The sequence below is a fragment of the Streptomyces sp. NPDC048420 genome (genome assembly GCF_040651535.1).
Lineage (GTDB): Bacteria > Actinomycetota > Actinomycetes > Streptomycetales > Streptomycetaceae > Streptomyces.
Map to the genome: position 1 here is coordinate 3695 of NZ_JBEZKG010000054.1, position 26355 is coordinate 30049.

The window sequence follows — 26355 nt, forward strand, 5'->3', positions numbered from 1 at the left end:
ATTGAGGTGGCGCGTGCTGCTGTCGCTGCCGATCGTAGCGATTCATACAACGACCAGCGGCTCCTCCGCGACGCCCTGCAGGAGCGGTACGAACGCTTTGCGACTGCGGCGGACTTGGACGAGCTCATTGAGGTGGCGCGTGCTGCTGTCGCTGCCGATCGTAGCGATTCATACAACGACCAGCGGCTCCTCCGCGACGCCCTGCAGGAGCGGTACGAACGCACTGACGCTTTGGAGGATCTGGACGAGATCATTGAGATGGTGCACGTCGAGCTCGCGGCCACCCCCAACGATCGGGAATACGCGCGCGCGTTCATCCTGGCCCGCCTCCTTGACGTCCTGCAGAAGCGGTTCGAACACACCCGGGCCGCCGATGACCGAGACAAGCTCATCGAGACGGTGCACGCCGCGCTCGCAACCGCCTCAAACCACAACAGCCTTAACGCCTTGCAGAAGCGGTTCGAACACACTGGGGCCGCGGAAGACCTGGACAAGCTCATCAAGGGAGTGCGTATCGCTCTTACAGCCTCCCGCAAAAACGGCCCCTTTCCCCCCCTCGGTCGTCCCAGGCAGGAGGGAATCAAACGCACTGGAACCGGTGATGACTGACCTACACTCGGCTCTCGTGGTCCCCTCGACGACCATTCCGTCCTAGCCGCACACTTGACCGTCCTCGGACGCGGCCAGCAGATCGCGCGACTTGCAGCTGAGGAGGGGTAAAGCCCAGCGTTCTTCGGCAGCCGTCAGTCAGCATTCCGTCTCGTCCTGATCGGCTGCCGCGTCGTCTCGACTCGCCTGGCGCCTTGAGCCTACGTCTGAGCAGATCCGGGCCAGGTGTACAGGGGCTATCCCGGCGCCAGTCCGGTTGCGGTCATTTCCTGGTCACGCATCGTCGCAGAGAGCAATGCTCAAGACCTGTGGATCAGCTTCGGGTTGGACGCGGAGGGCGTACCTTCCCGAATGATCCTGTGATGGTCACCGAGTAGGCCCGCGTTCGCAGCGCGGGTCGGGAAGGCACGCCCGTGCTCAGCGTAGTGAACGCCGACGGTTCGACCGAGTCCGGCTCCCTGATCGACGAGATCGTCCGCGAGGGCGCCCGGCGGATGCTCGCCGCCGCGCTGGAGGCCGAAGTCAACCAGTACATAGCCGAGTTGGCCGCGGAGACGGACGAGGCCGGGCGCCGCCTGGTGGTCCGCAACGGCCACCACCGGTCGAGGACCGTGACCACTACGGCAGGTTCCGTCGAGGTCACAGCCCCGCGAGTGAACGACAGGCGGGTGGACGCGGCCACCGGCGAGCGGATGCGGTTCTCCTCCAAGATCCTGCCGCCGTGGTGCCGCAAGTCGCCCAAGGTCAGTGAGGTGCTGCCGCTGCTCTACCTGCACGGGCTGTCCTCGGGGGACTTCGTGCCCGCGCTGGAGCAGTTCCTCGGCTCGGCGGCCGGCCTGTCGCCGGCCACCGTGACCCGGCTGACCAAGCAGTGGCAGGACGACCACGCCGCCTTCCAGCAGCGCGACCTCGCCGAGTCCGACTACGTGTACGTGTGGGCGGACGGGGTGCACCCCAAGGTCCGGCTCGGGCAGGCGTACTCCTGCGTCCTGGTGCTGATGGGTGTGCGCCTGGACGGCACCAAGGAGCTGATCGCGCTGGCCGAGGGGTTGCGTGAGTCGACCGAGTCGTGGGCCGACCTCCTGCGCGACTGCCGCAGGCGCGGCATGCGCGATCCCGAGCTGGTCGTCGGCGACGGCGCGATGGGCCTGTGGAAGGCGCTGGTCGAGGTGTTCCCGGCTGCCCGCCACCAGCGGTGCTGGGTCCACAAGGCCCGGAATGTCACGAACGCCCTGCCGAAATCCGCACAGCCGGGCGCCACGAAGGCGATGCAAGAGATCTATAACGCCGAGGACCGCGGCCACGCCGACGAGGCGATCAAGGCTTTCGCGAAGACATACGGCGCCAAGTTCCCGAAGGCCGTCGCGAAGATCACCGACGACCGCGACGAGCTACTGGCGTTCTACGACTTCCCGGCCGAGCACTGGATCCACCTGCGCACCACGAACCCCATCGAGTCGACCTTCTCCACCGTCAAGCTCCGCACCAAGGTCACCCGCGGCGCCGGCAGCCCCGCCGCAGCCCTCGCGATGGTGTTCAAACTCGTCGAGTCCGCCCAGGCCCGCTGGCGGGCGATCACCGGAGCCCACCTCGTGCCCTTGGTCCGCACGGGCGCCCGGTTCGAGAGCGGCGTCCTGGTCGAACGCTCGCGCGGCGCTGCCTGATCTTGTGGCGGCTGGTCGGGATAGGGCAATTACTCAGACAGGAGTGGGACTGCCATGACAGAGGTCAGCCGGATTGTGCAATCTCACGCTGACGGAGCACGTCGTAGCCCACGAACTCAAACAGTCGGGTGCCGGTGCGCAGGGGTCGAGGCGTGCCGGTGAACCGGTGCACACCGACCCCGTAGCCAGCACCCGGTTCGGACAGCCACTGCAGTTCGAAACCCTGCTCGTCGAACCAATCGCAGATCATGGGCACTCGGTCGGGGGCGGCACGGTTGCGAGTCCAGATGACGCTGCCACCGGTCTTGCACAACTGGTTGCAGGCGCCGATGGTGCCCTTGATGTCGCTGTCGGTGATGTTTCCGAAGACACCGCAGACCAGAACGAGGTCTGCGGGGGTCATGTCCCGGTACTGGTCGATGAGGGAGGCGTCGCCCGTCACTACCTCGACATGGTCCAGCTCTGCCAAGCGGGCCGTCTCCGAAGCCGCCGCGGTGTTCAGGGCGTCCAACTCGACAAGCCGCGCCCGCACCTCGTGGCGGCGCGGATGATCAGACAGAACGTGGAGGAGGTCGCGACCGTCCCCGGCGCACAGGCTGATCACCTTCAGCGGCCCGGCCGGGGCATCGTCCAGAGCGGCCCGGATCTGCGATTGAACGGTCCGCAGCCTCCGTGCCATCCAGGAGTCCGCTACGTCGTACTTGCCATGCCAGGCGTTCCAGTCCATTGCCGCACCCTACGATTGACCACGAGCCGCAGACGATCCAATTTCGATCACCGCAGGGAACCGCTGCAGCGGGTAAAAGCGAGCCACAGCCCGTCAGATCGCGGCGGTCACGTCCTCCGTCATCGAGACAACTGTCGAGCGGCCGTCCACAGGTCTTGACAATTACTCTCGTCGCAGACCAGTAGGCCCCGGAACGGCGCTTCTGCCCGCGATACCAACGGAATATGCGCCACGGGGTCGCCGATCCCAGCAGGTCAATTGGCACTCTCATCCACGACAGACCATCAACACACTTACCGTCTCGCGAGCGAGCACTGACCGCTCCGGTGGGGCCATCCACGGCGTCACCAAACCGGGTGAGGCCCCGTACGCCCACGATGTCCGCATCTCCGCGAGGAAAGCAGGCGGAACTTGCCCCTATCACCCGAATGAGTGGGTGTACTGAGCTGCGATTCTCAGCGCAAGGCCATATATGGCCCTGATATGCAGTCAGCTCTGAGGATGTGGCGCCATTTTTGAGAACCTACAGCTGTCCAAGGACACAGTTCGCCGGGGGCAGACAGGAAAGATCCCGAAAGGACTGGTGCGGCACGGCACGGCATGTCAACGTACAACGCCCGCCGGAAGAACTGACGTCCGAGCCCACGGAGGCGCCCCTGCACCCGCACCACCCCAGTGACCCTTCTCGCTCCGATATGCCAGACCCGATGTACTGGGTAACTCCGCGCCACCTTGCCGGTGACGACGGAGGGCTTGCCGAGCTGATCGGCGATACCTTGACCGGCCTCGGCTGGCGTATGTGGCCCACCTCCCGCCACACGCTGCTGTATACGAGCCAAGACGGGCTGAGCGGCGCCGAGTGGATCCTCGCGGCCTACCCGTTCGAGCTGGGCGGACTGCCCGTTGCTTGGCAGCTGAGCGCCCGCCCGCATGCTGCCTCCGCGATGACGGAGTGGAACGCGTACTTCACCTCCGGCGTCCCGTACGAGGCGCTCGCCGATCTCATCGTCGCGCTCGACGCCCGTGAGGTGCCGGACGCTGGCTTCGAAGGGCCCGAGACGGTCCTCAACGCACTCGGTGCCCAAGGCTGGATCCGTGACGTGGACTGTCCCCTCACCACCGCCATGGACCCCGGGTTCTCCGCCACCGTCTCCCTGGGACTGCAGCCGCCGCTTGTCCAGGACGCGGATCCGCACCCTGACTTGATGGGGTGGCAGGCGTGGGCGGAACCCGTTCTCGGCACCCCATATCTCTGGTGTGCCAGCTTCAGCGCCAGTGTCCCGCATGACCTGGTCGCGGCATTCGCCTCCTCGCTCGCCTCACCGGTCCCGGTGCCCCGCCGCACCGTGCCCAAGAGCGCGGAGGGCCGGATCAACGTCGTCCGCCGCAGCTGACGATCCGCGCCCTGCAGTGCTTGTTGTGCTGTTCGTCGCCAATTCCCCTGAGTACACGTTCCCCTGTGTCCGTCAGATGACAGAGATGGAGACCGTATGTTCCGACGACGTGCTCGCGCAGACCGCGAGTTCCGTGAGGCCCAACGTGAGGCGTTCGCGGTGCTGCGGATGCATGCACACGAGCTTCTGCCATTCGACATCGTCCGCGCTGAGGCGCCGATGTCGACCGGATCGGCCTCGGCGACCACGATGCCGGATTTCCCACCAGCCGATCTGCGGGCGCCGTCCCGACAGGACGTCGAGGGAGCGATGATGCGGTGGATGCAGCCGCTCGTCATCGGCGGTGAGATCCGCGCGTGCCCGACGTGCGGCGCGTACCGGGACTGGATCGTCTTCTGCCTGCGCGACGACTCGGTGTGGCTGCGCTGCCGGGCCGGCCACCAGGTGATGGAGCCCCGTCTGGACGCGGCCTGGTACAACCGCAACTCCGGTCCGGTCGATCACTGGCACCCCACCCTTGAGGACGGGTTGCGCCACCTCGGCCACTGACCCCCGAAACCGCAGTCCATACCCCTGCATTTCGCCGGCGCCGGAGGCCCGGCTGGTCAGACCGTTCGTTCCGTAGCGATTTTTGGGGTTCCGCATGCGCCTTCACACCACGACCGTTCGCAGCCTGAGCGCCCTCGCCGTCCTGGCCTTGGCTGGCTGCACCACAGGCAGCACGCCCGCCGACGATCCGGTCTCCTCCGACTCCGCGCCCACACAGCAGGAGGGCAAGCACTCCCCGGTGCCCGAGCTGTTGTCCTCGGCGGCGCTGAGCAAGCGCCTGTTGGATGAGAGTGATCTTGGCGAGGGTTACACCCGCAAGCCGCAGCAGCCCAGGCCGCAGGACGATGTCGTCGTTTCCGGTTGCCCGGCGTTGGAGAAACTCGGCGGTGACGCGGCTGTCGGCGACAGCCTCGACTTCCCTCGCAGGGCGAAGGCGTCCTTCACCTATACGGGCGGCAGTGACTCGGAGGTGGCTGAGGAGCTGTACAGCGACTCCGCCGCAAAGCTCTCCAGGGGCGTGAGCCGGATCTTCGACGCGATGATCTCCTGCCCCACGTACCAGGTCTTCGTGGGCAGCACCTCCGTCGACATGGGCACCGAGGAGATGGCCGCGCCGCCTCTAGGCGACGAGCAGTGGAGCCAGCTGCTCACCTATTCCGTTGGCCGGCAGCGCAGCGTTGTCCAGCAGACGGCGATCCGCATCGCCAACGTGCTGGTGGTCGTTTCCGGCTCGCCGGGTGTTGTCGACGCGCACTTGGCGAAGGCCGTTGACAAGGTACAGCGCACACTGTGACTGCAGGGGATGCGAAGGGGGCCGGTGACCGGGATGTTTTCCCGGTCACCGGCCCCCTTCCTCATCTGGGGGTGCGGTCGGTGCCGTCGTCTGTCAGAAGGTGTACGGGGTGAACGGACGGACAGGTTCAGTCGCCGCGTTGACCAGCCACTGGAGCTTCAGCCGCTCGTTCTCGTTCATGATGCCGATGGCGTTGCCGAAGGACTTCTCGTCGAGCCGGTCCAGGAAGGGGGCGAGGAAGCGGTCCAGTTCCTCGGGAGCTTCGAGCCAGGTCTGCAGGTACTGGTGGTACCGATCTATTTGCTTCTTCGCCTCTTTGACCTCGTTGATGGTGGGTGCGAGAGCGGCGGCCTGTTCCGCCTTAGTGAAGGGGCCTCCATCGTGGTGGAACCAGGTCTTGGTGCTGGCGTGGTACTTGAAGTACGCGCCGCTCAGCTGGGCGACGACGTACCGGCGGGGTTCGGTGAGGGGAATGCGGGTTCTCCTTGTCGAGGGATAGGGCAGTGGGCAGGACATAGGGTCCTGAGAATCCCCGGTTTCGATAACCGGGGATGTACAGCTACGATCCGTCGGCTTCGTACCGGTCCGTGGCTGCGCGTGGTGTCGTTCCTCGTGGCCCGCGCCAGGGGCTCCGGCTCAGCGGGACCGTCCGGCGCGGGATGTAGGCGGCGTGTACGTGCCCGGGAGCCCGGGATCGGTCTGCGGGGCGGTCTGAGCGGGAAGGCGGCGGGCCTGCGCGGTTCGTGCGCCGGGGCCGGGTGCATGCCGGTCGCCGAGGCGTTGGATGCGCCAGACGAGGACCTCGGATGCTGACTTCGCGTTGTCCAAGGGACGGTGCTGGGCTGCCTGCTGGAGGACGGCGGCCGGGTTGTGGCCAGCGGCTTTCGCGGCGGCGAGGGCGGCGGTGAGGGCGGGCCAGGCGCTTTCGGTGAGGATCTGTTCGGCGTGGCGGGGCAGGACCTCGTGCAGGGTGCGGGCGTACCGATGCACCGCGCTGTCGGAGGGAAGGTGCCTGGCGAGTGCGGCGAGGCTGGCGGGGGCTATCTGGGCGTAGGCGGCTTGCAGGTGCGTGAGCGACTGACGGGCGGCGGCCACCTGCCGGTCGTGGTGGTACAGGGCGCTGTGGCGCTGGACTGCGAGGACGACGAGGATGGCGGCGTCCAAAAGCATGGCCAGACCGGTGTGGTCCGCGGGTTGATAGCGCATGGCCTTTAGCGCTCCCCGCAGTGCGCGGGCGTACTGGTGGTCGGCGCGGGCGCGGGTGTGGGCGGCGTGTTCGAAGGCGGCAGCCGCACGGTGGAGTTCGGCCTGGAGTCGGACAGGAGCATGGGCCGGTAGCGCGTAGAGGACTTCGCCGAAGACGGTGAGGTGGGCCTGGACGGCGCCGTCGTCGGCGTGGGCGAGGTGGTGGGGGATGCGTTCGGCGGCAGCGGTGGCCACATGCCACGGGCTGGGGCGGTGCTGGCGAGCTGATGAGGCTGCGGTGGGCTGTGCCTCGGTGGCGGCCAGGCGCTGTCGGATCTGGGGGAGAGACAGGTCGGTGGCGAGGCTGGAGCCGGAGAACCAGATGGGCGTGCCGTCGTCGGACAGAGCGACCTTGTAGCCGCCGAGGTCGCCGGAGGGCAGTGTGCGGGTCTCGACCTGAAGGCCGGCATCGGCGAGCAGGTTGAAGAACTCGTCCAGATCCTTCGCGTGGGACAGCGCGGTACGTACGACGTGCCGCAGCCGCTCACGCGCGGTCTTGTCGTGGCCTCGTCGCTTGGCCTTTTCCTCCTCGGCCCGGGTGGAGCGCTTCACCGCCGAGGTGCCGGCAGCAGCTTCGGGACCACGTGCAACCCGGGTGAGACCGAAGTCCTCCTCGACAGCTGTGAGTTCGTTCATGGCGCGGCGGTAGTCGTTCCAGTTCCGCGGCGGGCGCAGATCACCGCGCACCTTGGTGGCGACGATGTGGATGTGGTCCTCCGCGTGACGCACAGCAACCCAGCGGCAGCCGTCGGGATCGCCGTCAGGTGCGATGCCGGTCGCGTGCACCATGCGCCGGGCGATGGTGGCCCACTCGGCGTCGGTGAGGATGCGGTCCTCGGGTGCGGCGCGTACCGAGCAGTGCCACACGTGCCCCTCAGGTGCCTTGGCGCCGGCTTGCTTGACCCGCAGATCCAGGGCCTGAGTGAGCTGGCCGAGCCGTTGCTTGTGGCCAGGGCTGTCCCAGGGGCCGGGGTCGGGGATGAAGTCGTCCCAGGAGGCGACGATGTGCTGGTCGGTGTGTTCGTTGGCGCGGCCTTTGTCGAAGAGGTAGGCCAGCACGCCGTAGGTTTTGTTGCCCGGCTTGACGATGTTCGCGATCACCTCAGACTGCCCACTTCTGCTCGGCTGCCCGGATGGCGGCGTCGTCGATCGCCCGGACCGTGTCGTGGGCGTCGGCGAGCAGGCGGTCCGCCCGGTGAAGGATCGCGGCGTCCACAGGGTGTGGATCGCCGTCCGCGTTGAGGCGGCGGGCGATCTGGTTGACGTTGTTGCCGATCCGGGCGATCTGCGCCCGGATCGCGGTGAGCCCGTCGATCGCATCGTCGTAGACCGTGCGCTCGGCGGCGACGGTGATCTCACCGCGGACGCGGGCCATGGCGGCGTCGGCAATGTAGCGGGCCATGGTCACGTGAGCGGTCTTCGCCGACGACTGGATGTCGTGCTTCTCGTGCGGCGCGAAGCGCGCGGTGACGTGCTCGGAGCGCTGCGCATCGAGGTTCGCGCGGCGGTACGGCGCACGCTGCGTGGCCCCAACGGAGGGATCGCGCGACTGCTCGCCGGCGCCCACCCGCTCCTGCTCCGGCACGCCCTCGTGCCGGAGCTGTTCCTCCGCCACCCCCGGGGCGGAGGAGTCCGCGATCGAACGGCCTATGGACGGTCCATCGCCATTGCTTGCTGCCCTGTCGAGGTCGGCGATCATCTCCTCCTGGGAGGTGGGGAGTTCGTGGTGCGATTCGTGCATCGAGTGGTTTTCCTTGGGCGTTGAGGGTGGTCTCAGTGCGGGTGGCCGACGGGCGCCGTCGGTAGCTCGGCCTTGACGGTGCGGACCACCTCGCCGGCGGTGTCGCTGGCCACGCTGTAGCCGTCCCTGCGTACGGCCTCCTCCAGCAGGTCGCGGGAGAGACGTCCGTGCTCGCGGAAGAGGTCACGGGCGTATTTGTTGAGGAGGTCCCGTGTCGCGCGCGGTTTGGAGCTCGGGCGCTTCGACTCCGCCCGCGAGGCGGGTCGCGGGTCGTTGCCCGGCGGTTCCTCGCCCGGTTTTGGTTCCGGGCCGACGGTGGTGCGGACGGGCTGTTGCGGGCTGTTTTCGGGCAGGGGGCGGGCTGCCCGGTCGGCGGCGTCATCGCCCGCGACATTGGAGGGCGAGGCGCCCGAAATTTCTGCCCGCTCGCTTGCCGTAGCCCGCGGGCGGGCCGTCGCGGAGCCGCCCCTCGTGCGTGCGGCGGTATCGGGCCAGCGGGCGGGCAGCGGGACGGTGGCCAGGGCGAGGGCCTGTTGGCGGGTGGCGAGCTTGCGCAGCAGCAGCTCGTCCTGGTGTTTGTCGCGGTCGACGTCAGCCTGCTCCAGGGCCTGGTGCAGGCGGCGGGTGAGGCGCCGGCCTCGCCACTTGGTGCGTTTCTCGGGTGCCATGCTCTCTACCCGGAGGATCAGCGTGACGGCCCAGTCGAGGGCGCGGTCGCGGATGATCCGGGCGGCATCCGCGTCCCGGTCGGCAATCCCCAGACGAGCCAGCAGCCGTTCGCGTGCCTGTCGGGTGAGGAGGGCGGTCAGGCTGCGGGAATCGGCGTGCGGGCTGCGGTGGCGTAGTTCGATGCCCATGGCCAGGTGCCAGAGCACTGCCGCCAGGACCGGGCCGACGAAGGCCCGCACAGTTCCGCCGACCAGGCCGGACTCAGCGTAGGCGGGCACGATCTGCACGCAGGTGATCACCCAGGTGAGAGTGCCGGGCACCCCAGGCGCCTGCTTGGGGCCGTTGAGGTTCGCCCGCGCCATCAGCGCGGTGGCGAACAGCGCCAGTTCGGCGGCGGCGAACATCGCGGCGCGCTCGACGGCGCTGCCCATGTCGAGGTAGTCGGCGGCGAATCGCCAGCTGGTGTCCGCGCTGTACGCGGTGCAGCCGATCGCGGCGACAGCGGCGACCGGGATCGCGGCGGTGCTACGGCGCCGTCCAGCGCTCGGCTTCCGTCGGTACTTCCGCAGGGACCATGCGGCGGACAGTACGACGACGAGCAGAGCCGCGATGGCAGCAGAAGCAGGGAACCAGTGCGGCAAGGAGGGCATGCCAATGTCGTTAGCGCTGATGAGCGTGGTGGGGCCAGGGGTCATGCAGAAGCTCTCCAAGGGACCCGGGCGTTCGAGGGCAGGCGGAAGCCCGGGCGGGCGAGGTGGTGGGACGGGAGGGACCGCGGGCCGTTCAGATAGCGGGCGCGGTGCGGCGTCGGTCGGGGCCGGTGAGGATGACTCGTTCGGTCATCTCAGCGAGGCGGGAGGCGACCCGGTCACCGAGCGCGGTGCGCAGCTCGGCGGTGGGGACGTTGGTGGTGATGAGGGTGGGGAGCATGTGCTCGTACCGGTGGTTGATGAGCCGGTAGGTGAGCTCCTCGGTCCACTCGCTGGTCTTGGCCGCGCCGAGGTCGTCCAAGAGCAGCAGTGGGCAGCGGGCCAGCGTCTGCAGGTCACGCTCGGAGTCGTGACCGGCGCGGGGGCGCAGCCGTGCGTGCAGGTCGGCGGAGGTGGTGGCCTCCCAGCGCAGGCGGACGCCCCGGGTGAGCAGGGCGCGGACGGCGCCGTATGCCTGGTGGGTCTTGCCGGTGCCGGTGCGGCCGGCGATCAGCAGCGACGGGCCCTCGGAGATGCCGGGGCCGCCCGGCCCGGGGCGTCCGGCGTCGGCGATCTGGTCGGCCCAAGCGGTGATCTGGGGGTGGTCGGCCAGGGCGCGGCGGTAGCGGGCGGGGATGCGAGCGTCGGCGAGCTCCAGTGCCGTGATGGGCTCGGCGGCCGGCTCCACGGCGACGGTACGGGGGTCGATGCCGCGGCCGGCCAGGATGCCGTTGAGCCGGTCGGCTATCGCACCGACCTGGCGGGGCTCGCGGGTGAGGGTGGCGGTCAGAGGTCACCTCCGTAGGCGGCTGCGGTGTCCGCAGGGTTCGTCCACGCCCGGTGGGCGGTGCGTGCGGGGGTCGCGTTCATGACCTCGTGGACGAGGCTCGGCAGGAGGCTGGGGGACAGGCCCTTGGCGCGGTGGCGATCGAGCCCGGCCCGGATGTGGGCGGGGGCGATGCCCTCGCCGAGGAGCTTGTGCACCTCCCGGCCGAGATGGCCCAGGACGCCCTTGGGCGGGCGGTGAGCGCAGGCAGCGATGTACTCGGCCATCAGCTGCTGAGCCGAGACGGTGTCAGGCGCGGGGGCGCTCGCGCCCCCCGAAGGGGAACTTCCTAGATCCACGGTCCTAGGTCCTAGATCCGTACCGTGAGACGTCACTGCTGCCTCACTGACCGCTCCCTGATCCTTCACGGAGGACCCCGTGAAGCGATCCTGACCTGCGACTTCGCTCTCAAGCCCCGGATTCAGTGCGGACTCCCGGACCTCGCCGGAGCCCTCAGTGAGGACTGCGTGAGGCGGCAGCGAGTACTCCGTGACACCGGCGCCCACGGCAGGAGCCGACGCGACCGAAGCGTCGTGAACCGGGCAGCTCGGGAGGCGGCTCTTGCTCGCCCGGTTGATCTTCTGATGCTGGTGCCAGGTCACGACGTGCAGGTACCGCTTGTGATCCGGCCCCTTGTAGCGGCAGATCAGTCCCGCGTCGGCGAGCTGGGCGAGGTCCGTCTCGACGTCGGACGGGGTGTGCTCCGGGCGCAGCACCCACAGCTGCCCGGCGATGATCGCGGCGTGGTCGCGGTGGCGGCCCTGGTCGTCGGCCTGGGTGAGCAGGCCGAGGAAGGTGCGCTCGGCGGTCAGGGAGACGACGGCCAGGGACTCGGAGACGAAGGCTTCGGGCTTGATGGTGCGGATTCGTGCCAAGTGCGGGGCGGTCCTCACTCGGTGGCCTGTGCGCGGGCATCACGGCTCACCGTCGGTCGGGGCGGGATTCGAGGGGGTGTTGGCGCGGACGCGCGCCGGGAAGCGATTGCGTTTCCGGGGGGTGTCGTCAACATAGCCACACCCCAGTCGCGCAAGTCCAGCCCTATCCGGCGCAATCTCTCACGGCAGAAAGGCAGCGAGAAATGGGGCTCGGTGGCGGGCGGGAGGAAAACCGTAAGGCACGATCGGCCGTTGACCAAATAGTTGCCCGGACCGCCGAGCCAGAAGCATCACATCGGCAAGCCGTTGACGAGCCGCAAGCGGGGAAGCTACAACACAACACCGCACGTCAGACTCGTGATCGGCGCGCTTTTCCGTGCCTCTTCCCGACTCCCTGGAACCGCATCTCGGCGAACGACGCGAGCGCAACATAGACCACGATCGCCGGTTACCCAAACCGGCGAATGCACCTTTCAATTGGAGCCATGCCCCCACGCCCACTGGAAGTCGGACCCGCAGGAATGCAGGCGGCCCGCACCATCGAAATGCTCCGAACCGAACGCGGCCTGTCGCAACGCCAGTTGGCCGACCGCGTGACCGCTTTCGGCCACCCGATGTCCAACACCATGCTGTCCCGCATCGAACGCGCCCAACGCCGATGCGATGCCGACGACCTCGTCGCGATCGCCGAAGCCCTCCTGGTCTCGCCTCTCGTGCTGCTGCACGGGCCGACCGCCATGTGACGAGGGCCCTCAGCACCGCTGACCGAGCACGCCCCCACCCAGTAAGGACCCGCCCTTCTTGCACCACTCCGACATACCCCCTGCCCTCGTACGACGCCTTCCCGGCACCGAGGGCGGAGCCCCCTTGCCCCGTCTCTACCGCCCCGAAGAAATCGCCGAAGCCCTCGGCTGCTCCGCCTGGTGGGTCAAGGACCGGGCCCGACGCGGACTCATCCCGCACAACCGCGTCGGTCGCGCCTACCGCTTCACCGCCGCGCACCTCGCCGAGATCGTCCGCCTCCACGAAGAGCGCCCGAAGCGATCCCTCAGCAGCGCGCCGACGAGTCGGGCAGCGACAAGTCCTCCCGCGGTACGAACTCGTGCCGCGCCGTCTCCTGAGCCGACTACGGCCTCGACGCCAGGGCGTCTGCGGGCTCGACCGCCGCGCCGCACCCTGTACGAGACCGTCGCGTAGCGCGCCCGCACCCAGTCACAAGCCGAGAGCAGGGGAGGAAGACGGAAGTTGGGTTTCGCGGAGAAGCGCGGAAACTACTGGCGCGGCCGGTACAAGACCGCGCCCGGCAAGCACCTCACGGTGGTCGACGACAACGGCAAGGCGATCCGGTTCGCCACCAAGGGCGAGGCCCAGCGTGCCGCGAGCGAGGCCGAGAACAAGTACCGGCGCGGCGACTGGCGCGACCCGGCACTCGGCCAGGAGACCTTCGGCGAGTACGCGAACCGCTGGTACGAGGCGCAGGACCTGGCCGCCTCGACCATGCAGAACTACAAGCGCCACATCGAGGAGCACCTTCTCCCCGACTTCGAGGACAAGGCGCTCGCCGGCATCCTGCGCACGGACGTCGACCTGTGGGAGAAGAAGGAGAAGGCCGCCTACGCGGCCTCCAGCGTCAAGACCTGGCGCTCGACGCTCCACCTGATCTTCGAGGACGCGATCGACGAGGGCGTGATCACCTCGAACCCGGCCGCCAGACGGCGCGGACGCGGCAAGCGTGCCGGCCGCTCCCGCGACCGTGGCCCGGAGAAGGTGGTCACTGACCCGCTCGGCATCCTGCTGGCCGCCGAACGGGCTGCCCTGCTCTCCGGCCGCGACGACGAGTTCGTCGCCGTCGTCCTCAAGGGCTACACCGGCATGCGCTGGGGCGAAATCGTCGGCCTGGAGACGGAGTTCGCCCGTCCCGGGGCCGTCCGCGTCGAATGGCAGCTGTACGAACTCGACACCGGCGAGCTGGTTCGCTGCCCTCCCAAGGACGACAGCTACCGCACCATCGACGCGACGGATTGGCTGTCTGCCCTGGTCTCCAACCACGTCGCCCGCACGAAACCGAAACCCTGCCCGTGCCATGGCAAGACGTACGTCTTCCGGGGCCAGGGCACGGCCCGCACCGGCGGCCACCACGGCGCGAAGCTCGTCGACGTCGCACGCCGAGCCGAAGTCTCCACCGGCACGGTGTCCAACGTCCTCAACCACCCCGACCGCGTCACCGAAGCCAAGAGGGTCAGGGTGGAACAGGCCATCGCAGACCTGGGATTCGTGCGCGGCGGCGCGGTACCGCAGCACGCAGCCCACTGGCGCCGAAACGGCTTCGCCACCTGGCTGTTCACCCCGGCGGTCTCCGGCTGGTACCCGAAGAAGGCACCGCAGGAAGCCCGCCCCGTACCGCTCCTCGGCGAGCCGTGGCCCGGCGTCCCAGCCCGAGGGCGTGGCGCCAGCGACCGAGCCGATGCCTGCTGGCTCCCGATCGCCAAGGGCCTCACACCCCACGGCCTCCGCCACACCCACCGCACCGTGATGGAGGACCTCGGTACCGAGAAGGTCCTCATGGACGACCGCATGGGCCACATCGACGGCTCGGTCTCCGCGCGCTACGCCCACGTCACACCCGGAATGCGCAAGCGCCTCATGCTCGGACTGACCGAGCAGTGGGAGGCGGCACTCGACACCCGCCTGGCGATGAGCCCCACGTCACCCGTGCGCGTACTCGACGATCTCCTACGTGCGCGCAGGGAATCACGTGCGCCTGCGGAGTCTCAGCGGTGACTGTTGCTGTGCCTCTGGTGGTCACCACCAGAGGCACAGCCGTCTCCGGCGACACCTTGCGGGGGCAGCGTCAACCTCGTGGAGGTCACCTCGCTCCGGAGGTTATGGCAAACGCCCGGTGAGAGGGCCAAGAGACCTGGCTCAATAGGCACATGGAGATTGGCGAGCACTGGGCATACCGCGCGAGGTCGAAGGACCTGGGTAACGAGGTCCGCCAGGTCGAGGTCGTACGCGTGGGCAGCTCCGGTAGGTCTGGCTGGGTTCACGTGCGTTTCCTCGAAGGTGATGCTGCTGGCCTGCAGGAGTGGGTCAGTTCCGGCTCTCTCGTAGCACCGTGGGCGGATGTCGATACGTTCCGCGCGGATGACGCGGCAGAGCTGGCGCTGGCGGAGTCCTCTCGCCACGTCCGCGGCAGCACGGATTTCGAGGCCGCCCGCATGATCCTCGGCTTCGTCCGTCCGAAGAGCAGGCTCCGCCTGCGCCGAACGGTGGCCGACGCCGGGGTCCTGGAGCTGAGCCGCCTCGACGAGACGGCACCACTCATCGGCATGGACGCAGCTGAACTCCGCAGCGACGCCATGGTCTACGAGAACCGCCACGGAATGTGCCTGGCCGGTTGGCCGGTCACCGAGCGCGTCGCCCGCCAAGTGGCCGGCCGTCTTGCCGACGAGATCCTTCCGGAGGTGGACCGCAAGCAGCAGGGCATCGAGCAGGAGCGTGCCCAGTCCTCCTGGTACTCCTACAGCCGACGGGACGATCGGAAGCTGGACGTGGAGGCAACTGTCTTGCGAACCGTCCGGGCCTGGTGCGGCGAGGACAAGGCTGACCGCTACGACGAGTTGGTCGCTCTGCGCGCCGAGGTCATCAGGCTCGGGGAACTGGTCGAGAAGGCGGTCAAGGCGCTACGCGACCGAGGTCACGGCGTCATCGCCTCCACCATTGAGCGCGACCTTGGCGTCCATATCGCCACCCTTGATCCTGATGTGCATCGATGACGCCGCGCCACGGGTCCGGCTCCGGCTTGGGAGGCGTTGGCTGAGCCGGAGGCTCCTTCTCCGGCCGGTCCGGCCGCCAGCCGTCGAGGAACGGTCGCAGCTGCTTCTTCGTCGGCTCCACGTTGAAGTCACGGGCGGCCAGACCCTTGCCATTCGTCGTGGGGTCGAGCTGATCTGCCTCTGTGTTTCCCCAAGCCGACCACTCGCGCAGCCTCTCAGCTTCGAGGGCGTCCTCCGATGCGGCGGCGACGTCATCCAGCGCGGCACAGAAGGCCCGGATCTCACCGGCGGCACGCCACTGCTCCAGGGCCGTGCCGAAGTGCTCGGCCCTTACCGCGTGAACCGCCTGCACCGAAGCCGCACTTACCGCGGCCTCCCACTCCCGACGCTCGCGCTCCTCCCGCTCCGCCGCCAGTCGTCGGCGCTCGGCCTCCTGGCGCTCCCGCTCCTCGCGGAGACGCCGTTGCTCCGCCTCTCGTTCTAGCCGGGCCTGCTCCTGCTCCTCCGCGCGTGCCTTCAACGCCCGGAAGATCGAGGCGATCTGCTCCTCCAACGGCTTCTTGGCCGTGTCGGCCCATTCCTTCTTCCAGCCGTAGTTGTAGCTGTAGCCCGAGTTCTCGCTGACCGACAGCTCCAGTTCGCCGGACGGCTCGAACTTGTGGGCCGGCGTGACCCGCTGCCAGTCGTACGTGCGTCGGCCCGGTTGCTTGGGGACGTACCGGACCTGCTTCTGCCGCTCGCGGAATCCGACCTCGTACGTTCTTCCGTGGACGGTGAGCAGCGGCCTCGGCTGCCTGCGCTTCTTGGACACCGCGATCTCGCCGTACCGCGCGAGTGCCTGATCGGCAAGGAGCCGGATCAGTGCGAGCACCCTCGGCAGGACCTCCTCGGAGATCTCGAACGCGCTGTGGTCCTTGGTGACGGCGGCGAGCACGTCCTCGACGTCGGTGATCACACGGCTGCGCGCCAGACGGATCCGGTTCCACTCTGTGTCGTCCTCACCGGACACCCTGAGCAGACCGAGGAAGAAGTCCCCCTTCGCCCGCCCGCTGTACTTCAGGTGGTATCCCTCCGGAGCGCACTGCCGAGCTGCGTCGAACGCCCTGCGATACCGAGCCCGTTCCTCTGCGCTGGGATCAGGGATCCGAAGAAATCGTCCGGCCTCCTGCACCTGCGCGATGAGCGCCGGCCCGACAGCCGCTGGCGACGGGCGCGGAGGTTTCACAGCCCGTTTCGGGGCGGGCTTTGGCTCGGTCGGGGGATCGGCATCCTGCGACGGATCAGCGGCAACCGGCGCTCCGGATTCAGACGCCGCAGCGCGAGGCTTGCGTGGAGCCAACTCCGGTCGGTCGGGATGATGCCCGTGCTCCAGATAGAAGCGCCCCGAGTCAGTGATCTCCGCCTGCCACCTCCCCTTCTTCCGGGGCATGGTCACCAAGCCCCGATCCCTGAGCGCGCGAGCCGTGACGGCGAGCTCGGGGCTGTCCGACGTGACGGGGTCGGTTCCGCCCCCGATACGGGTGAGCAGTGCGAGTTGCCGGTCATTTAACGGAGACCAAGGGTGCATGGCGATCGTCGTACCGTCTCAGGTCTGCGCGGCACAAGCCGTGCACCTCCTCGGGGAGCCACCGGGAGCCGGATCTCGAAGATCACACCCAGTTGGCTCCCAAATGGCTCCCAAAACAGGGTTGCAAAGCAAATCAGGCCCGGTTCTGATCTCTCAGAACCGGGCCTGACCTGCTGTTTTGGCTGTCGGGGTGGCGGGATTTGAACCCACGACCTCTTCGTCCCGAACGAAGCGCGCTGCCAAGCTGCGCTACACCCCGATCGTCGCTGCTTGTCGCGGCGACGTCGTTTACTTTAGCCCACCGGTGGCTGGAGACGAAATCCGGTTTTGGGGCGGTGGCGGATGGGGTTCGGGCGGGCGTGGTCGAGGGCGATGAGGAGGATCGCGAGGGCGTAGAAGGAGAGGCCGAGGAGGAGGGCGTTACCGAGGACGCTCTTGTAGCCGTGGAGGTCCACGTCCAGGAAGGGGTAGAGGTAGCGGCCGCCGGTGCCCGGAGGGATCAGCTCGCCTCGGGTGAACGAGAAGGCCAGGTAGGCCAGGGGGTACAGCAGCCAGTTCGCCGCTTGCCGCAGGTGCAGGCGACCGGGGGGCGACAGGAGCAGCCAGTCCAGGACGGCCGCCGCGGGGATCGCCGTGTGCAGCACGTGCGCGGTCACCGCGTGCCACCCCGTCGGTGTCGCCGCCGCGCCCGTGAGGGAGAACGGGCTCGACGCGTTCGTCAGGAGCAGGTGGTACACCAGGGCCGTGATCGTGGCGTAGAGGAGTGTCGCGCCTGTCAGGGAGGCAGGGAGGGGGCGGCGGGCCGTCCATGCCCTGCGGGCCGACAGCAGGAACACCGCGGCCACGAGGATCGCGCTCTGGACCGAGAAGTGGCTCAGCGTGCGGATCGGGCCGCTCAGCAGCAGTTCCACGGTCACGGCCGCGGCGGCCACCAGGGCCACCAGTACGCGGTAGGCGGCGGCCACGGGATGCCGTACGGGAGCCACCACCGCCGAGGCGGGGACGAGCGTGGGCAGGAAGGCGGGCATGCCGGGGATCGCGGGAAGGTCCGGGATGTCCCTGGGTATCGGGGCGGTCATGCCCTCACGCTAGGCAGGCATGACAAAAGGGGCGATACGGGCGGGCCGTGCGGGTTAACCCACCCCCGCGCGGCCAACCGGCGACAGCGACTTACTCCCGCCCCACCAGCGTCAGCAACGTCACCTCCGGCGGACACGCGAACCTCACCGGCGTGTACCGGCTCGCGCCGCAGCCCGCCGACACGTGCAGATACGACGTCCTGCCCTCCGCCGAGTGGCTGGACAGGCCCTTCACACGGTCCGTGTCCAGGTCGCAGTTGGTGACGAACGCGCCGTAGAAGGGGAGGCAGATCTGGCCGCCGTGGGTGTGGCCGGCCAGGATGAGGGGGTAGGCGTCGGCCGCGAACGCGTCCAGGACGCGGAGGTACGGGGCGTGGACCACTCCCATCGAGAAGTCCGCCGCGCCCGACGGGCCGCCGGCCACCTCGGCGTAGCGGTCCCGCTTGATGTGCGGGTCGTCCAGGCCCGTCAGCTCCACCGACACGCCCTCGATCTTCAGCATGCCCCGCGTGTTCGTGAGGTTCTGCCAGCCTGCCGCGTCGAAGCCGTCCCGCAGGTTCTCCCACGGGTTGTGGACGACGCTCACGGCGGGGGCGTTGCCGTTCAGGCCGTGACGGCCCTGGGCCTTCTCGTACAAGTACCGGGCGGGGTTACGGAACCTGGGGCCGTAGTAGTCGTTGGAGCCGAAGACGTACGCCCCCGGGAACTCCATCAGCGGACCCAGCGCGTCCAGGACCTCCGGCACGCCCTCCGGGTCCGACAGGTTGTCGCCCGTGTTGATCACGAAGTCCGGGCGCAGCCCCGCCAGCGAGCGCAGCCAGCGCTGCTTCTTGCGCTGGCCGCCGACCATGTGGATGTCGGAGACCTGGAGCACCCGCAGCGGGCGCATGCCGGCCGGGAGGACGGGGACCGTCACCCGTCGCAGACGGAAGGAGCGGGCTTCGAAACCCGCGGAGTAGACCAGACCGGCGGCGCCAACCGCCGCGATTCCCAAGGGGACTCCGTATCGCGCGCGCATACGTCCATCGTGTCAGATCGTGGCGGCGTCCTTGACCGCCCGCCGCCCTCACGGTAAAAGCGCGGGCGTCCGTCACCGCACACCTGCGACAATCGGACCCATGACCACGCTCAAGTCGAAGCTGCAGGAAGACCTCAACGCCGCGATCAAGGGGCGTGACGAGCTGCGCTCCTCGACGCTCCGGATGACGCTCGCCGCGATCACCACCGAGGAGGTCGCGGGCAAGGAGAAGCGCGAGCTCTCCGACGCCGAGGTCCTCAAGGTGATCACCAAGGAGGCGAAGAAGCGCCGCGAGGCCGCGGACGCCTTCGCCCAGGGTGGTCGCGCCGAGTCCGCCGAGCGGGAGAAGGCGGAGGGTGTGGTGCTCGCCGAGTACCTGCCCAAGCAGCTCAGCGACGAGGAGCTGAACGACATCGTCGTCCAGGCCGTCGAGGAGGCGAAGGCGGCCGGCGCCGAGGGGCCGCGGGCCATGGGCGCCGTCATGAAGATCGTGAACCCGAAGGTCGCGGGCCTCGCGGAGGGCGGCCGGGTCGCCGCGGCCGTGAAGAAGCTCCTGGCCGGCTGAGCACGGCAGCACGTCGTACGAGAGCCCCCGCCCCGCATGTTCTGCGGGGCGGGGGCTCTCACTTCGCTACGGCCTTCAGGCCGGCGCGTCAGCCGCGCCCACCGCCGTTGCCGTTTCCGTTGCTCGTGCCCTGGATGAAGTTCTCCGGGATCGAGAAGGTCGGCGTGGGGAAGGTGGTGTTGCCGTCGTCGCCGCCGTCGTTCCCGCCGTTGTCGTTGCCGCCGTTGTCGTTCCCGCGGTTGTCGCCGTTGTCACCGTCGTCGTCGCCCTTGCCGGGGTCGTCCTGCTTCGGCATGTCCGGGATGCTGACGAGGTTGAAGCTCGGTGCGTCCTTGCCCTCCAGCGCGCCCTCCATCATGTCGCGCCAGATCGGGCCGGGGACCTTGCCACCGAACACCTTCTCGTTCCATACGCCGCCGATGGTGATGTTCTGCATCTTGCGCTTGTGCGCGGGGTCGCCGACCCAGACCGCACCGGCCATGTTCGGCGTGTAGCCCACGAACCAGGCCGCGTAGCGCTCGTCGGTCGTACCCGTCTTGCCGGCGCTGGGACGGCCGGCGCCGAGGCCCGCCTCCGAACCCGTGCCGTCCTCGACCACGCCCTTCAGGAGCGTGTTGATGGTGTCCGCGGTGTTCTCCGACATCGCCCGCGAGCAGGTCGACCTGGGCACCTGGAGGGACTTCGACTTCTCGCCGACCCGCTGGGTGATCGACTCGATGGCGACCGGGGTGCAGTACATCCCGCGCGAGGCGAAGGTGGCGTACGCGTTCGCCATGGTCAGCGGGGACATCTCCTGGGTGCCCAGGGCGATCGACGGGGCCTGCTGGATCTTGCGGCCGTCGGCGCGCTGGACGCCCATCTTCGCGGCCATCTCCGTCACCGGGCAGATGCCGATCTCGCTGATCAACGACACGTAGTAGGTGTTGACCGACTTCGCGGTCGCCGTCTTCATGTCGTACGGGCCCACCTCGGAGGTGTTCTCGTTGGTGACCGGGACGCCCTTCTCGTTCCAGACGCCGCCGTTGCACTCCTGGACCGGGGCCGGGTAGTCCATCTTGTACGGCGAGGGGAAGATCTTGGTCGCCGGCGTACCGCCCTCTATGGCGGCCGCGGCCACGATCGGCTTGAACGTCGAACCCGGCTGGTAGCCCGCGCCGCCGCCCATGTCCTGGTTGACCGAGAGGTTGAGCGTCGTCTCGTTCTTCTTGTTGTTGATGCCGTACGGCCGCGACTGGCCCATCGCGAGGATCTTGCCGGTGCCGGGCTGGACGATGGTCGCGGCGGTGGCCACCTGGTCGTTCTGGTAGACGTGCTCCTTGATGGACCTCTGGACCGACTTCTGGGACTGCGGGTCCATCGTGGTGCGGATCGTCAGACCGCCCTGGTTCCAGACCTTGGCCCGGGCTTCCTGGGTCTTGCCGAAGACCGGGTCGGTCAGGAAGACCTCACGGACGTAGTCGCAGAAGAAGCCCGCGCCCTTGACCGCCGTGATGCAGCCGTTCTTGGGCTTGCTGACCTTGAGGCCCAGCGGCTGCTCCTTGGCCTTGTCGGCCTCCGCCTGCGAGACGTCACCGACCTCGGCCATGCGCTGGAGCACGGTGTTGCGCCGCTTGGTCGCCTCGGCCTCGTCGTTGACGGGGTCGTAACGGCTGGGGGACTGGACGATGCCCGCGAGCAGAGCCGACTGCTCGAGGTTGAGATCCTTGGCGTGCCGGGAGAAGTAGCGCTGGGAGGCCGCCTCGACGCCGTAGGCCTGCTGGCCGAAGAACGTGATGTTCAGGTAGTTCTCGAGGATCTTCTTCTTGCCGAGTTCCTCTTCGAGCTGGATCGCGTACTTCAGCTCGCGGATCTTGCGGCCGATGGTCTGCTGGGTGGCCTGGGCGACCTTCGTCGGGTCGTCACCGGCCTCCTCCACCGCGACGTTCTTCACCAGCTGCTGGGTGAGCGTGGAGGCGCCCTGGGCGACCCCGCCGCTCTGCGCGTTCTTGTTGAGCGCGCGCAGGACGCCCTTCAGGTCGACCGCGCCGTGCTGGTAGAAGCGGGAGTCCTCGATCGCGACGATCGCCTTCTGCATGTACGGCGAGACGTCCTTGAGGTCCACCACCGTGCGGTCGCGCGAGTAGACCGTGGCGATGGTGCCGCCCTCGGCGTCGAGGATCGTGGTGCGCTGGCTCAGCGGCGGGGTCTTCAGGTTGGCGGGGAGCTCGTCGAAACTCTCCACCGACCCCTTGGCCGCGAGCCCCAGTGCGCCGGCCGCGGGTAGCGCGATGCCGGCCATCACCGCTCCCGCGAGAACACTGACACCGAGGAACTTGGCGGCCTGCTGCGTGGGCGACAGACCGCCGCCCGAGCGCTTCTTCGACATAGGGGGCAGCCTAATCCGTACTCATGAGCGTTCGGAGAGAGCCTGTGTCACGGCATGGCGACGGAAGCGGGCACGACGGCGTCGGAGCGGGCATGACGACAGGAGCGCCCTACCTTCTCATTCGCCGGACACGCGCACAGGCCTTGGCCTAAGCTGCTCTCAACTGTCACAGCAGTAGGGCCACGTATCAATACGTCCGGCGACCCCGAATCGTTCTGGTCGTTCCCTGACTTTTTTGGTGCGGACGTGTCCGAATCCGCCTCGTGTGTCATCACGTGCCCGTTGTGACGCAAGACAAGTGTCCCGGTTTGCCGGGATAGTCATGTATGTCGCGGGCTCACTCCCCCGGGTGATCTGCCGCTTACGCATAGTCCGTTCGGGCCATTCAAGATTGGGCCCGAAGGGGGTGTTGCGCTGTGCCTGCCTTCCGTAACGTCCTCAACTGGCGGCGGTGAATATGCCGCTGCCGCCGTGGGGGAGCCTCGATTCGGGAGAGGACGGCGCCGGTATGGGCTGGGTAGTCGACTGGAGTGCGCAGGCGGCCTGCCGCACTACCGATCCGGACGAACTGTTCGTTCAAGGAGCAGCGCAGAACAGGGCGAAGGCAGTGTGCACCGGATGTCCGGTACGCACGGAGTGCCTCGCCGACGCGCTGGACAACCGCGTCGAGTTCGGCGTGTGGGGAGGCATGACAGAGCGCGAGCGCCGCGCCCTGCTGCGCCGGCGGCCGACGGTCACGTCGTGGCGCAGGCTGCTGGAGACGGCGCGCGTCGAGTACGAGCGGGGGGTCGGCATCCTGCCCCTCGAGGACGACGAGATCTACGAGAACTACGCGGCGGTGAGCTGAGGGGGACACCCCTCGGATCAGTCACCGGGTCACTCACCGGGTCAGTCGACGGCAGCGTCGGGCAGCTCCGGCCGCCCGGCCGCGAGCCGGTTTCCGATGTCCCGCAGCCCCGCGAGGTCGTGTACATCGCCGGGCAGCGCGGCCACTTCGGCCACCGCCACCTCGGGGTGGAGCGCGGTGAAGCGATCACGTGTGCGCTGCTCGCGGGAGAGCAGCTGCATACGGTCGGCATGCAGCCTCAACAGGCCTGCGGTGAGCTGGTCGACGGACCGCTCCTTCTCCAAGTTCTCCGAGTCGGCGGGGGAGCCTTCGTCAGGAGTCGGTGCCTGGGAAGCGGGAGATTCTGAACTGCCGTACGTGTCGGGAGAGTTACGAACTCCAGCTTTCCCGCCCTCCTGATCGACAATGCGGGGCTCTTCAAGATTTTCCGCGGCCTCCAGGTTTTCCACGGTCTCAAGGGTTTCCGCGGCGGCGAGCGCCCGCTCGGCCGAGAGCCGGTCGGCGCCGCTGCCGTGGACCCGGTTGAGCACCAGCCCGGCGAGCGGCATGTCCTCCGCGGCCAGCCGCTCCACGAAGTACGCGGCCTCGCGCAGCGCGTCCCGCTCCGGGGCCGCCACCACCAGGAACGCCGTCCCGGGCGCCTGCAGCAGCTTGTACGTCGCGTCCGCGCGGGTGCGGAACCCGCCGAACGTGGTGTCCATCGCGGCCACGAACGTCTGGACGTCCTTGAGGAGTTGACCACCCAGCAGCTTGCCCAGGGTGCCGGTCATCATCGACATCCCGACGTTCAGGAACTTCATCCCCGCGCGGCCGCCGAGCTTCGCCGGGGCGGTGAGCAGCCGGATCAGCTTTCCGTCGAGGAAGGAGCCCAGCCGCTTCGGCGCGTCCAGGAAGTCGAGGGCGGAGCGGGAGGGGGGCGTGTCGACGACGATCAGGTCCCACTCGTCCCGGGCCCGCAGCTGCCCGAGCTTCTCCATCGCCATGTACTCCTGCGTGCCCGCGAAGCCCGCCGAGAGCGACTGGTAGAAGGGATTGCCCAGGATCGCGGCAGCCCGCTCGGCGTCCGCGTGCGCCTCGACGATCTCGTCGAAGGTGCGCTTCATGTCGAGCATCATCGCGTGCAGTTCGCCGTCGCCTGCGCCCTCGATGGACTTCACACGACGCGGGGTGTTGTCGAGGGAGTCGATGCCCATGGACTGGGCCAGGCGGCGGGCCGGGTCGATGGTGAGGACGACGACCTTGCGGCCCCGCTCGGCGGCACGCAGCCCCAGGGCAGCCGCCGTGGTGGTCTTGCCGACCCCGCCCGAGCCGCAGCACACCACGATGCGGGTGTGCGGATCGTCGATCAGCGGGTCGAGGTCGAGGGTGGGGGCGGGGGAGAGACGGTGGTGCCGGTCGTGCGGATTGGCGTCCGGGCTCATGACATCCCCTGCTTCCGCAGCTCGGTGGCCAGTTCGTACAGACCCGCCAGGTCCATGCCCTCGGTCAGCAAGGGCAGTTCGTGCGACGGCAGCCCCAGCTCGCCCAGGACCGCGCGCTGTTCGTGCTCCAGCTCGTACCGCTCGGCGTACTCCTCGGCCTGCTGGACCAGCGGATCGACCAGCTTCTCCGCGTTGCCCCCGCGGCGGGCGCCGCCGAGACCGGCCGAGGAGAGCGCCTTCGCCACGGCTGAACGCGGGGTGCCGCGTACGAGTTCCAGGTCCGCCGCGTCCAACACCTCCGGACGCACCATGTTCACGACGATCCGGCCCACGGGGAGGTGGGCGGCCCTCAGCTCGGCGATGCCGTCCGCGGTCTCCTGAACCGGCATCTCCTCCAGAAGCGTGACGAGGTGGACGGCGGTCTCGGGTGATTTCAGCACCCGCATCACCGCCTGCGCCTGATTGTGTATCGGGCCGATCTTGGCGAGCCCGGCGACCTCGTCGTTGACGTTCAGGAAGCGGGTGATACGGCCCGTGGGGGGCGCGTCCATCACGACGTAGTCGTAGGCGAAGCGGCCGGACTTGTCCTTGCGGCGGACCGCCTCGCACGCCTTGCCCGTCAGGAGGACGTCTCTGAGGCCGGGCGCGATGGTGGTCGCGAAATCGATCGCGCCGAGCTTCTTCAGGGCACGGCCGGCGCCACCCAGCTTGTAGAACATCTGGAGGTAGTCCAGAAGGGCCAGTTCGGGGTCGATGGCCAGTGCGTACACCTCCCCGCCCCCAGGAGCGACGGCGATCTTCCGCTCCTCATAGGGCAGCGTCTCCGTTTCGAAGAGCTGCGCGATTCCCTGGCGGCCCTCGACCTCGACGAGAAGCGTCCGCTTCCCCTCGGTGGCGAGGGCCAGCGCGAGGGCTGCGGCGACCGTGGTCTTTCCGGTCCCGCCCTTGCCGCTGACGACCTGGAGCCTGCTCACGTATTCGAGCGTAACCAGTCGGCGGCGAACCTAAGCAGGAGGCTGTGGATAACGCGGGGAGGGGCTGTGGGGGCGGGGGGTAGCAGCGGCTGAAGGCACGGGGTGAGCGGCGGCCGGCGGCACGGGGTGAGCGGCGGCTGAAAGCGCGCGGTGAGCAGCGGCTAAAGTCGGCCGCATGACCAAGAAGTGGGAATACGCGACCGTGCCGCTGCTCGTCCACGCCACGAAGCAGATCCTGGATACCTGGGGCGAGGACGGGTGGGAGCTCGTGCAGGTCGTGCCCGGGCCGAACAACCCCGAGCAGTTGGTGGCGTACCTGAAGCGGGAGAAGGCGGCGTGAGCGGGGCGGTCGAGGCGCGGCTCGCGGAGCTGGGGCTGACGCTGCCGTCCGTGGTGCCGCCGCTGGCCGCGTACCAGCCGGCCGTGCAGTCGGGTGTGTACGTGTACACCTCGGGTCAGCTGCCCATGGTCGACGGGAAGCTTCCGGTCACCGGGAAGGTGGGCGCGGAGGTCACGGCCGAGGAGGCGAAGGCTCTGGCCCGCACGTGCGCGCTGAACGCGCTGGCGGCGGTGAAATCGGTGGCGGGTGACCTGGATCGCATCGCGCGTGTGGTGAAGGTCGTGGGGTTCGTGGCGTCGGCCTCGGACTTCACGGGGCAGCCGGGTGTGATCAACGGCGCGAGCGAGCTGCTGGGCGAGGTGCTCGGGGGGGCGGGGGTGCACGCGCGGAGTGCGGTGGGGGTGGCTGTGCTGCCGCTGGACGCGCCGGTGGAGGTTGAGGTTCAGGTGGAGCTGGCTTCGTAGTGAAGTGATGGGTGCGGGGTGGGTGGGGGCGGGGGTTTTGCGCAGTTCCCCGCGCCCCTGAGATGCCTGCGGGTTGCCTCCGGCGGTTGGGCGGGGTTCGGTTGTTGGTTGTCTGCGGGCCGGTGGGGGCTGGTGTTGTGCGCAGTTCCCCGCGCCCC

At 68.6% G+C, this 26355-nt stretch carries 26 protein-coding genes and 1 tRNA gene; 13 read left to right on the forward strand and 14 right to left on the reverse strand.

Features of this window, described 5'->3' with window-relative positions:
• Both AB0D34_RS45840 and AB0D34_RS45845 read left to right on the forward strand, forming a co-directional pair.
• Positions 1 to 609 (forward strand): hypothetical protein (locus AB0D34_RS45840; RefSeq protein ID WP_362673829.1); only part of this gene is annotated, 609 nt, incomplete at its 5' end.
• A 413-nt stretch (positions 610 to 1022) separates the two neighbouring features.
• Complete coding sequence (locus AB0D34_RS45845) at positions 1023 to 2273, forward strand: IS256 family transposase (protein ID WP_362673831.1); 1251 nt, start codon at positions 1023 to 1025, stop codon at positions 2271 to 2273.
• 64 nt (positions 2274 to 2337) lie between these two features.
• Here AB0D34_RS45845 and AB0D34_RS45850 read toward each other — a convergent pair whose 3' ends face one another.
• Entirely contained in the window at positions 2338 to 3000 is a 663-nt protein-coding gene (locus AB0D34_RS45850) for a class I SAM-dependent methyltransferase (RefSeq protein WP_362673833.1), read from the reverse strand.
• A gap of 707 nt (positions 3001 to 3707) precedes the next feature.
• On the opposite strand from AB0D34_RS45850, the gene AB0D34_RS45855 reads away from it, so the two are divergent.
• From AB0D34_RS45855 to AB0D34_RS45865, 3 genes are all read left to right on the forward strand, one after another.
• Complete coding sequence (locus AB0D34_RS45855; protein ID WP_362673836.1) at positions 3708 to 4394, forward strand: DUF317 domain-containing protein; 687 nt, start codon at positions 3708 to 3710, stop codon at positions 4392 to 4394.
• 96 nt (positions 4395 to 4490) lie between these two features.
• Positions 4491 to 4943, forward strand: coding sequence for a hypothetical protein (locus AB0D34_RS45860; protein ID WP_362673838.1), 453 nt, complete (start codon positions 4491 to 4493; stop codon positions 4941 to 4943).
• Positions 4944 to 5037: 94 nt separating this feature from the next.
• Entirely contained in the window at positions 5038 to 5736 is a 699-nt protein-coding gene (locus AB0D34_RS45865) for a hypothetical protein (RefSeq protein WP_362673840.1), read from the forward strand.
• 93 nt (positions 5737 to 5829) lie between these two features.
• Here AB0D34_RS45865 and AB0D34_RS45870 read toward each other — a convergent pair whose 3' ends face one another.
• The 6 genes from AB0D34_RS45870 to AB0D34_RS45895 all read right to left on the reverse strand — a co-directional run bounded on the left by AB0D34_RS45870 (position 5830) and on the right by AB0D34_RS45895 (position 11781).
• Positions 5830 to 6252: a hypothetical protein gene (locus AB0D34_RS45870; protein WP_362673842.1), complete on the reverse strand. Its 423-nt coding sequence runs from the start codon at positions 6250 to 6252 to the stop codon at positions 5830 to 5832.
• Between the two features lie 120 nt (positions 6253 to 6372).
• Positions 6373 to 8082, reverse strand: a complete 1710-nt coding sequence (locus AB0D34_RS45875; RefSeq protein WP_362673844.1) for a relaxase/mobilization nuclease domain-containing protein — start codon at positions 8080 to 8082, stop codon at positions 6373 to 6375.
• A 1-nt stretch (position 8083) separates the two neighbouring features.
• Positions 8084 to 8722 (reverse strand): plasmid mobilization relaxosome protein MobC, encoded by a 639-nt coding sequence (gene mobC / locus AB0D34_RS45880; RefSeq protein ID WP_362673846.1) that lies wholly within the window; start codon positions 8720 to 8722, stop codon positions 8084 to 8086.
• Positions 8723 to 8754: 32 nt separating this feature from the next.
• Complete coding sequence (locus tag AB0D34_RS45885) at positions 8755 to 10041, reverse strand: hypothetical protein (protein WP_362673849.1); 1287 nt, start codon at positions 10039 to 10041, stop codon at positions 8755 to 8757.
• A gap of 133 nt (positions 10042 to 10174) precedes the next feature.
• Positions 10175 to 10870, reverse strand: coding sequence for an ATP-binding protein (locus tag AB0D34_RS45890; protein ID WP_362673881.1), 696 nt, complete (start codon positions 10868 to 10870; stop codon positions 10175 to 10177).
• Positions 10867 to 11781 carry a hypothetical protein gene (locus AB0D34_RS45895; RefSeq protein WP_362673851.1) on the reverse strand — a complete coding sequence of 305 codons (915 nt, stop codon included), beginning with the start codon at positions 11779 to 11781 and terminating at the stop codon, positions 10867 to 10869. The genes AB0D34_RS45890 and AB0D34_RS45895 overlap by 4 nt, the downstream gene beginning before the upstream one ends.
• A gap of 485 nt (positions 11782 to 12266) precedes the next feature.
• On the opposite strand from AB0D34_RS45895, the gene AB0D34_RS45900 reads away from it, so the two are divergent.
• The 4 genes from AB0D34_RS45900 (at position 12267) to AB0D34_RS45915 (ending at position 15557) form a co-directional block, all read left to right on the forward strand.
• The gene (locus tag AB0D34_RS45900; protein WP_362673854.1) at positions 12267 to 12524 is read left to right on the forward strand and encodes a helix-turn-helix transcriptional regulator; all 258 of its coding nucleotides are present in this window, start codon (positions 12267 to 12269) and stop codon (positions 12522 to 12524) included.
• Positions 12525 to 12597: 73 nt separating this feature from the next.
• Positions 12598 to 12978 (forward strand): helix-turn-helix domain-containing protein, encoded by a 381-nt coding sequence (locus AB0D34_RS45905; protein WP_362673884.1) that lies wholly within the window; start codon positions 12598 to 12600, stop codon positions 12976 to 12978.
• A 48-nt stretch (positions 12979 to 13026) separates the two neighbouring features.
• The gene (locus tag AB0D34_RS45910) at positions 13027 to 14562 is read left to right on the forward strand and encodes a LacI family DNA-binding transcriptional regulator (protein ID WP_362673857.1); all 1536 of its coding nucleotides are present in this window, start codon (positions 13027 to 13029) and stop codon (positions 14560 to 14562) included.
• Positions 14563 to 14714: 152 nt separating this feature from the next.
• A complete protein-coding gene (locus tag AB0D34_RS45915; RefSeq protein WP_362673860.1) occupies positions 14715 to 15557 on the forward strand; it encodes a PE-PGRS family protein in 843 nt (280 codons plus the stop codon).
• Here the strand turns inward: AB0D34_RS45915 and AB0D34_RS45920 are convergent.
• The 4 genes from AB0D34_RS45920 to AB0D34_RS45935 all read right to left on the reverse strand — a co-directional run bounded on the left by AB0D34_RS45920 (position 15487) and on the right by AB0D34_RS45935 (position 19221).
• Entirely contained in the window at positions 15487 to 16566 is a 1080-nt protein-coding gene (locus AB0D34_RS45920) for a hypothetical protein (protein ID WP_362673862.1), read from the reverse strand. The genes AB0D34_RS45915 and AB0D34_RS45920 overlap by 71 nt on opposite strands.
• A gap of 743 nt (positions 16567 to 17309) precedes the next feature.
• Positions 17310 to 17383 (reverse strand) — tRNA-Pro (locus AB0D34_RS45925).
• A 34-nt stretch (positions 17384 to 17417) separates the two neighbouring features.
• The gene (locus AB0D34_RS45930; protein ID WP_362673864.1) at positions 17418 to 18203 is read right to left on the reverse strand and encodes a Pr6Pr family membrane protein; all 786 of its coding nucleotides are present in this window, start codon (positions 18201 to 18203) and stop codon (positions 17418 to 17420) included.
• A gap of 91 nt (positions 18204 to 18294) precedes the next feature.
• Positions 18295 to 19221: a metallophosphoesterase gene (locus tag AB0D34_RS45935; RefSeq protein WP_362673866.1), complete on the reverse strand. Its 927-nt coding sequence runs from the start codon at positions 19219 to 19221 to the stop codon at positions 18295 to 18297.
• Positions 19222 to 19321: 100 nt separating this feature from the next.
• Here AB0D34_RS45935 and AB0D34_RS45940 point away from each other — a divergent pair, with 100 nt between their 5' ends.
• Complete coding sequence (locus AB0D34_RS45940) at positions 19322 to 19786, forward strand: GatB/YqeY domain-containing protein (protein ID WP_362673868.1); 465 nt, start codon at positions 19322 to 19324, stop codon at positions 19784 to 19786.
• Positions 19787 to 19874: 88 nt separating this feature from the next.
• Here AB0D34_RS45940 and AB0D34_RS45945 read toward each other — a convergent pair whose 3' ends face one another.
• On the reverse strand, positions 19875 to 22151 hold the full coding sequence (locus AB0D34_RS45945; protein ID WP_362673871.1) for a transglycosylase domain-containing protein: 2277 nt from the start codon (positions 22149 to 22151) through the stop codon (positions 19875 to 19877).
• A gap of 508 nt (positions 22152 to 22659) precedes the next feature.
• Here AB0D34_RS45945 and wblA point away from each other — a divergent pair.
• The gene (gene wblA, locus AB0D34_RS45950) at positions 22660 to 22998 is read left to right on the forward strand and encodes a transcriptional regulator WblA (RefSeq protein WP_030324083.1); all 339 of its coding nucleotides are present in this window, start codon (positions 22660 to 22662) and stop codon (positions 22996 to 22998) included.
• 41 nt (positions 22999 to 23039) lie between these two features.
• On the opposite strand, the gene AB0D34_RS45955 is transcribed toward wblA, so the two are convergent.
• Both AB0D34_RS45955 and AB0D34_RS45960 read right to left on the reverse strand, forming a co-directional pair.
• A complete protein-coding gene (locus tag AB0D34_RS45955; RefSeq protein ID WP_362673873.1) occupies positions 23040 to 24419 on the reverse strand; it encodes an ArsA family ATPase in 1380 nt (459 codons plus the stop codon).
• On the reverse strand, positions 24416 to 25393 hold the full coding sequence (locus AB0D34_RS45960; protein ID WP_362673876.1) for an ArsA-related P-loop ATPase: 978 nt from the start codon (positions 25391 to 25393) through the stop codon (positions 24416 to 24418). The genes AB0D34_RS45955 and AB0D34_RS45960 overlap by 4 nt, the downstream gene beginning before the upstream one ends.
• A gap of 175 nt (positions 25394 to 25568) precedes the next feature.
• Here AB0D34_RS45960 and AB0D34_RS45965 point away from each other — a divergent pair, with 175 nt between their 5' ends.
• Both AB0D34_RS45965 and AB0D34_RS45970 read left to right on the forward strand, forming a co-directional pair.
• Positions 25569 to 25733, forward strand: a complete 165-nt coding sequence (locus AB0D34_RS45965; RefSeq protein ID WP_007383662.1) for a DUF4177 domain-containing protein — start codon at positions 25569 to 25571, stop codon at positions 25731 to 25733.
• On the forward strand, positions 25730 to 26197 hold the full coding sequence (locus AB0D34_RS45970) for a RidA family protein (protein WP_362673879.1): 468 nt from the start codon (positions 25730 to 25732) through the stop codon (positions 26195 to 26197). The genes AB0D34_RS45965 and AB0D34_RS45970 overlap by 4 nt, the downstream gene beginning before the upstream one ends.
• Positions 26198 to 26355: the final 158 nt, after the last annotated feature.